The organism is Microbispora sp. CL1-1, assembly GCF_012034195.1.
GTDB lineage: Bacteria > Actinomycetota > Actinomycetes > Streptosporangiales > Streptosporangiaceae > Microbispora.
Map to the genome: position 1 here is coordinate 85,766 of NZ_JAATEK010000031.1, position 6,667 is coordinate 92,432.

At 68.5% G+C, this 6,667-nt stretch carries 5 protein-coding genes; 3 read left to right on the plus strand and 2 right to left on the minus strand.

The annotated features are described in order from the left end of the window. Positions 1-154 precede the first annotated feature (154 nt). Positions 155-1,189, minus strand: a complete 1,035-nt coding sequence (locus tag HCK04_RS29185) for a hypothetical protein (RefSeq protein WP_142650583.1) — start codon at positions 1,187-1,189, stop codon at positions 155-157. A gap of 119 nt (positions 1,190-1,308) precedes the next feature. On the opposite strand from HCK04_RS29185, the gene lepA reads away from it, so the two are divergent. The 3 genes from lepA to HCK04_RS29200 all read left to right on the plus strand — a co-directional run bounded on the left by lepA (position 1,309) and on the right by HCK04_RS29200 (position 4,467). After that, positions 1,309-3,132: a translation elongation factor 4 gene (lepA, locus tag HCK04_RS29190; protein WP_260617445.1), complete on the plus strand. Its 1,824-nt coding sequence runs from the start codon at positions 1,309-1,311 to the stop codon at positions 3,130-3,132. 68 nt (positions 3,133-3,200) lie between these two features. After that, positions 3,201-3,848 (plus strand): MOSC domain-containing protein, encoded by a 648-nt coding sequence (locus HCK04_RS29195; protein ID WP_142650585.1) that lies wholly within the window; start codon positions 3,201-3,203, stop codon positions 3,846-3,848. Between the two features lie 55 nt (positions 3,849-3,903). Beyond that, a complete protein-coding gene (locus tag HCK04_RS29200; protein WP_142650586.1) occupies positions 3,904-4,467 on the plus strand; it encodes a hypothetical protein in 564 nt (187 codons plus the stop codon). A gap of 636 nt (positions 4,468-5,103) precedes the next feature. Here the strand turns inward: HCK04_RS29200 and HCK04_RS29210 are convergent. Next, positions 5,104-6,207, minus strand: coding sequence for a glycoside hydrolase family 18 protein (locus HCK04_RS29210; protein ID WP_221889988.1), 1,104 nt, complete (start codon positions 6,205-6,207; stop codon positions 5,104-5,106). Between the last annotated feature and the right edge of the window lie 460 nt (positions 6,208-6,667).

The following is a 6,667-nucleotide window of genomic DNA, read 5'->3' on the forward strand; positions in this document are numbered from 1 at the left end:
CCAACAGCCCGGGTCGCCGCTCAAATCAACGACGACAGGGCCGCCCCGCTCATGCTATCGCGGCTGGGCCGCCGCGGTCCGCACATCAGGCCGCCCACCTTATGAGTCCGCGCCGGCCGGTCTACGAGTCCACGCTCCCTCAGGCTGGCCTGCCCTAGGAGTCCACGCTCCCTCGGGCGCCGCCGCGCACCCAGAACCGCTCGTACTCCGTCCAGTCCTCCTCCGTGGCCGCGAAGTCGACGTACAGGGCCAGGCCGAACTCGGTGCGCGGGCCGTGCTCGCTGAGCGCGAGCCGCGCGCCCTCGGCCGCGGTCTCGACGCTCTCGGCCGAGTCGCCGTACCAGACACCGTGGTCGTGGTACGCCGGAGCCCCGATGAGAAGGGTCTTGTCCTCCGGCACCAGGCCGAGGGCGAGCGAGGTCTGCCGCGCGACGTAGCCGCCGTAGAGGGAGTTGAGCGGCGTCCATGAGTCGTACGTCATGATCGCGACCTGGTCGGTGAGGCCGACGACCTGGCGGAAGTAGTCCGGCGTCCAGTATTTGTCGTGGCCGATCGCCAGGGCGGTGGGGGCGCGCAGGCCGGTCAGCGGCTCGATCTGCTGCGTGGCGACCGACAACAGCCGGGTGCCGATGGCCTGCCGGGTCTCGCGCAGGACGCTGAGGAACGGCCCGTCCCCGTCGGAGACCGGTTCGAAGTCGTAATGGATTCCGTCGAACCCGAGGGTGGCCAGGTCGCGGGCCCCCGCCACGACGCGGGCTCGCGTCGCCGGGTCGGCCAGGCTCAGGTGGAGCTTGCCGTTGTCGTTGACCGTCTGGCCGAGCCAGGCGGACACCCGCACGTCCGGCACGTTCTTCCGCCACCATTTCAGGAAATTTCTGGCGTTGGTGTAGCGGTCGGGCGGCAGAGTCCCGTCGTACTTGAACGGCCCGCTGTGGACGTACACGTCTTTGATCCCGCTCGCGCGCAGCCGTACGGCGAGGGCCCGCACGTCGGCCTCGGTGCGGCGGCCGTCCACCCACGCGTGGCCCATCCACAGGGCGTCGTGCCCGGTGGTCCTGGCCCATCCGGCCGGCGTGCCGGCGTACTGCAGGCGCAGCGCGGCGGCGCCGGCCAGGCCGAGCGTGAGCGGCACGGCCACGACGACGATGGCGGCTAATCGCAGAACACGTCTGGTGGTCAAGGCAAGCACCCGGACATGCCACCATGGAGGGTGGCTGGTCCGCCAGCCTCGGGAGGGCCCGCCGAGCGCGAGGCGAGGCGGACGGCCCGCCCGATCAGCAGTCAATCATCTTGTCGAAACGGACCTCGGTGCGCACTCAGCCTGGCCAGACCGACCCCGCGTTGATCCGCAACTTCTGCATCATCGCGCATATCGACCATGGCAAGTCGACACTCGCCGACCGGATGCTGCAGCTCACCGGTGTGGTGGACGACAGGTCGATGCGCGCGCAATACCTCGACCGCATGGACATCGAGCGGGAGCGGGGCATCACCATCAAGTCGCAGGCCGTGCGGCTCCCGTGGAACGGCCACGTCCTCAACATGATCGACACTCCCGGCCACGTGGACTTCACCTATGAGGTGTCCCGGTCGCTGGAGGCGTGCGAGGGCGCGATCCTGCTGGTCGACGCGGCGCAGGGCATCGAGGCCCAGACGCTGGCCAACCTCTACCTGGCCATGAACGCCGACCTCCACATCATCCCGGTGCTCAACAAGATCGACCTGCCCGCCGCGCAGCCGGACAAGTACGCCGAGGAGATCGCGGGCCTCATCGGCTGCGACCCCTCCGACGTGCTGCGCGTGTCCGGCAAGACCGGCGCGGGGGTCAAGGAGCTGCTCGACCACGTCGTGGAGCACGTCCCGGCGCCTGTGGGGCAGCCCGACGTCCCGGCCCGGGCACTGATCTTCGACTCGGTGTACGACACCTATCGGGGCGTCGTGACGTACGTCAGGGTGGTCGACGGCCACCTCTCCAAGCGCGAGCGCGTGCTGATGATGTCCACCGGCGCGCAGCACGAGCTGCTGGAGATCGGCGTCATCTCGCCCGAGCCCATGCCGTCCGACCGGGGGCTCGGCGTCGGCGAGGTGGGCTACCTGATCACCGGTGTGAAGGACGTGCGCCAGTCCCGCGTCGGTGACACGGTCACCAACGCGGCCAAGCCCGCCGCCGAGGCCCTGGGCGGTTACGAGCACCCCAAGCCGATGGTCTACTCCGGGCTCTATCCGATCGACGGCGACGACTACCCCGAGCTGCGCGAGGCCCTCGACAAGCTGCGGCTGAACGACGCCGCGCTCGTGTACGAGCCGGAGACCTCGGCGGCGCTCGGCTTCGGCTTCCGCTGCGGGTTCCTCGGCCTGCTGCACATGGAGATCGTCCGGGAGCGGCTGGAGCGCGAGTTCAACCTCTCGCTGATCTCGACCTCGCCCAACGTCATCTACCGGGTGATCATGGAGGACGGCAAGGAGCACGTCGTCACCAACCCGTCGGAGTTCCCGGCCGGGAAGATCGGCCAGATCTTCGAGCCGGTGGTGAAGGCCACGGTGCTCGCGCCGGCCGAGTTCATCGGCGCGATCATGGAACTGTGCCAGGGCCGCCGCGGGCAGCTCCAGGGCATGGACTACCTGTCGGAGGACCGGGTCGAGATCCGCTACACGCTCCCGCTCGGCGAGATCATCTTCGACTTCTTCGACCAGCTCAAGTCGAAGACCCGCGGGTACGCCTCGCTCGACTACGAGCCGTCCGGGGAGCAGGAGGCCGACCTGGTCAAGGTGGACATCCTGCTGCAGGGCGAGACCGTGGACGCGTTCAGCGCGATCGTCCACCGCGAGAAGGCGTACGCCTACGGCGTGGAGATGGCCAAGAAGCTCAAGGAGCTCATCCCGCGGCAGCAGTTCGAGGTGCCCATCCAGGCCGCGATCGGCGCGCGCGTCATCGCCCGGGAGAACATCCGGGCCATGCGCAAGGACGTCCTCGCCAAGTGCTACGGCGGTGACATCAGCCGTAAGCGCAAGCTGCTGGAGAAGCAGAAGGAAGGCAAGAAGCGGATGAAGATGGTCGGCCGGGTGGAGGTCCCGCAGGAGGCCTTCGTCGCCGCCCTCTCGTCCGAGGCCCCGGACAAGAACAAGAAGTAGCCGTCCCTCTGTTGACCAGAACTTAATTGCGATCGCGGAGAAACATGACCATCGGTTAACGTTTGGTCATGCGCATCCTCTCTGTGAACGTGGGCCGGGCCGTGGACGCCGACTGGGCCGGCAACCTGCGGCGCACCGCGATCGACAAGCGGAAGATCGAGGGCCGGATCGCCGTCCGCGAGAACGGTCTCGCGGGCGACGAGCGCGCCGACGTCGCCAACCACGGCCATCCGGACCAGGCGGTGTACGCGTACGCGCGGGAGGACTACGACTGGTGGGAGCCCATCATGGGCCGCGATCTGCGTGACGGCCAGTTCGGGGAGAACCTCACGACGTCCGGGGCCGACGTGACCGGCGCGGTCCTCGGGGAGCGGTGGCGGGTCGGCACGGCCGTCCTGGAGGTCACCGCCCCCCGCATCCCCTGCGTGGTGTTCCGCAACTGGCTGGACGAGCGCGGCTGGGTGAAGCGCTTCACCGACGCGAACCGCACCGGGGCGTACTTCCGGGTGGTCGAGCAGGGCGAGCTCGGCGCCGGCGACGAGATCGAGGTGCTCTACCGGCCTTCGAACGGCGTGACGATCGCCGAGTCGTTCCGGGCCTACCACGGCGACCGCGACCTGATGCTGCGGATCCTCGATCTCCCCGGCCACAGCGACAAGTGGGACCGGATCGCCGAGCGCGTGCTCGGAGATCGCAGCGGCGTCGTCGCAACCTGATCACGAAACACCCGCGGCCCTCGGCCTCGGTGGCGTAGCGATCTACCGTGGCCGTATGAGACGGCTCGCGGGTCTGCTCGTGGTCGGACTGCTCGCCTTCGGAGCGACCGGTTGCACCGTCCCCATCAACGGGATCACCGGTGTCGGCCTCGATCGGGACGGGAACCTCGTCATCGTCCTGGCCTGGTGCGGGCGGCAGCCGGATGGCGTGACCGTCTACCACCGCACGTACTCGGAGGATTCCACTCCCGAGACGTACGACCCTGACGCGAGCGGGCCGGCCAATCCCGCCATCGACGACGCCTCCTATCGGGCTCCCCGGGTGGCGGGGGAGACGGCGTCGTTCCGGATCGACGCCCCCGGGAACGGTTGGAGGGCCGATCAGGGGATCCCCTCATTCGACCCGGACGTCACCTATCGGGCGTACGGCTGGACGCGCGACAACACCTTCTCCACCGCGCATGTCGAGTTCCAGATCAGCGACGCGGGCAAGCTCAGGCGCAACCCGGGCACCGTGCTCGTCAACGACTACGACCCGGAGAGAGACAAGGTCTCCGACGTGCTGCTCCCGCAGGCCGAGTTCGACCGGCAAGGACGGACGAAGTACTGCGACGACTAAGACGGCCGAGCATCCGTTTCCGGCATCACCCGCCTCCGAGCTGCCCGGCCGTTGGAATCCTCGGTTCGCGCCTATGGTGCGCCACGCCGCATCGCGCCCGGCTCCATCGCTCCGTGGTCAGTACACCGAGGCCGTAGACGTCCAGCTCGGAGCCCGCTTTCTCCCGCACCGGGGAGCCGGTCATCCGCAGGGTGATGTGGCTGATCAACCGCGTACGGACCCCTTGGGATCGGAGCGGGCCGCCGAGCGCGGCCAGGATGTCCGCCTGCTGTCCTACTCTTGAGCCCGTGATCGAGTTCCGGCCTGACCAGCTCAAATGGGAAGCCGTCCTCGAAGAGATACGACGGCGTATCCGGACGGGCGAATACCAGGTGGGGCACCCCGTCCCTGGTGAACCGCGCATGGCCGAGGAGTTCGGCATCGCCAAGGGCACCGCACGCCGGGTCATCAACGAGCTGCTCAAGGCCGGAGACGTCTACACCGTGCTCGGCAAGGGCACCTTCAGTCGCCGACCCCGAGACCGGCGGCCCGCCCGGGAGAGACACCGAAGACGAGTGAGGGCCCCCGAACAGATCGGGGGCCTTCGAAGACACCCAGGCAGGGGAGCCGTACGAAGTCCCTCCCCCGGGCCGGGTGTCAGCGGAGGATGGAGTAGAGGGCGGTGGTGAGGGAGGCTTTGGCGTCGTCTTGGTCGATGGACCAGAGCATGGAGCCGCCGAGGCCCTTGAGGCGGATGTAGGCGGCTTTTTCCAGCATGACGGCGGGGTCGTCGTAGGACCAGAACTCGTTGCCGTCGTAGAGCCAGAGGGTGCCGGTGAGCAGGTCGCGGTAGCGTTTGCCGGGTTTGTTGACGAGGATCTTGTAGTCGTCGCTGCCGGGGGCCCAGGTGCCGGGGGCGGGGCCGGTGGCGGTGGCGTAGCGGCCGTCGGCGCGGGAGGTCACTCCGGTCCAGCCCTGGCCGTACGCGGGGACGCCGATGACGATCTTGTTTTTGGGTGCGCCGCGTGCGATGTAGTCGCGTACGGTCTGGTCGACGCTGTATTTGACGTCGTTGGGGTCGCGGCGGTCGGTGAAGAGGTTGGCCTGGTGGCCGGTGCGGTTCTCCCAGGGGCCGTGCAGGTCGTAGCCCTGGACGGTGGCGAAGTCGAGCTGGTCGAAGACCTTCCGCACCTCGAAGCCGGCGTCGATTTTGGTGGCGGCGGCGGGGAGGAAGGCGGTCAGTTGGTCGTGCCGGTCGTGGGCCTTCATCTGGCGGCGGAGTTCGGCCAGGAACAGGGTGAAGTTCTGCTTGTCTTCGGGGCGGATGACGTTGCCGTCGTTTCCGGCGGAGCCTGGCCATTCCCAGTCGAGGTCGATGCCGTCGAAGACGCCGGCGGCGACGCCTGCGGGCAGGCCGGGGAGGTTGCCCTTGAGCCACAGGTCGACGCAGGAGGCCGCGAGCTTGGCGCGGGATTCGGGGGTGAGGACGGCGTCGGAGAAGTGGGCGGAGCCGGTCCAGCCGCCGAGGGAGATGAGGACCTTGAGGCCGGGGTGGCGGGCCTTGAGCTTCTTGAGCTGGCCGAGGTTGCCCTTGAGAGGCTGGTCGTCGGAGTCGGCGACGCCGTCGACGCTTTGGTCGGCGGGCACGGGGCGCTGCCAGTCGGCCCAGGGGTCGGCGGAGTAGCAGGTGCCCTCAGGGCCGACGAACCCGAAGGCGTAGTTGATGTGGGTCAGCTTCCCGGCGGCGCCGCTCGTCTCCACATCCTTGACGTGGTAGTTGCGCCCCTAGTACCTCCCTTCGCGCAACATGTCACCGATGGAATGTCGGCCCAGGGCTTGGCGACCACCATCCAGCGCGATTTCACGTCTGACGTGCTCCGATGCCGTCATGCCGCCGTAGTTCGCGTCGCCAGCACTGATCGCCAGGCACGAAGACAGCGACAGATGACCACCTATCGGCGAGGACTTTCTCTACAAGGTCAAGGCGAGCCGCCTGCGGCGGCTCGCAGCGCGCCGGGCGGCCAGCGGGCCGGGCGTGCGGCTCTCCGGCCGGTCCCGGCCCGCGCCCCCGGCGCCCGCTCCGTCAGCCCCCTTGAACTCCCGAGCGAAATGGCATCCATCGCCCCTTTGGGAATCCGTCGACTGCTTGCATCCTCACTGCTCGTGCGGTGATCTCTACTACCCAGTCAAGCCACCGCCATCAGGATACTCATGCACCGCA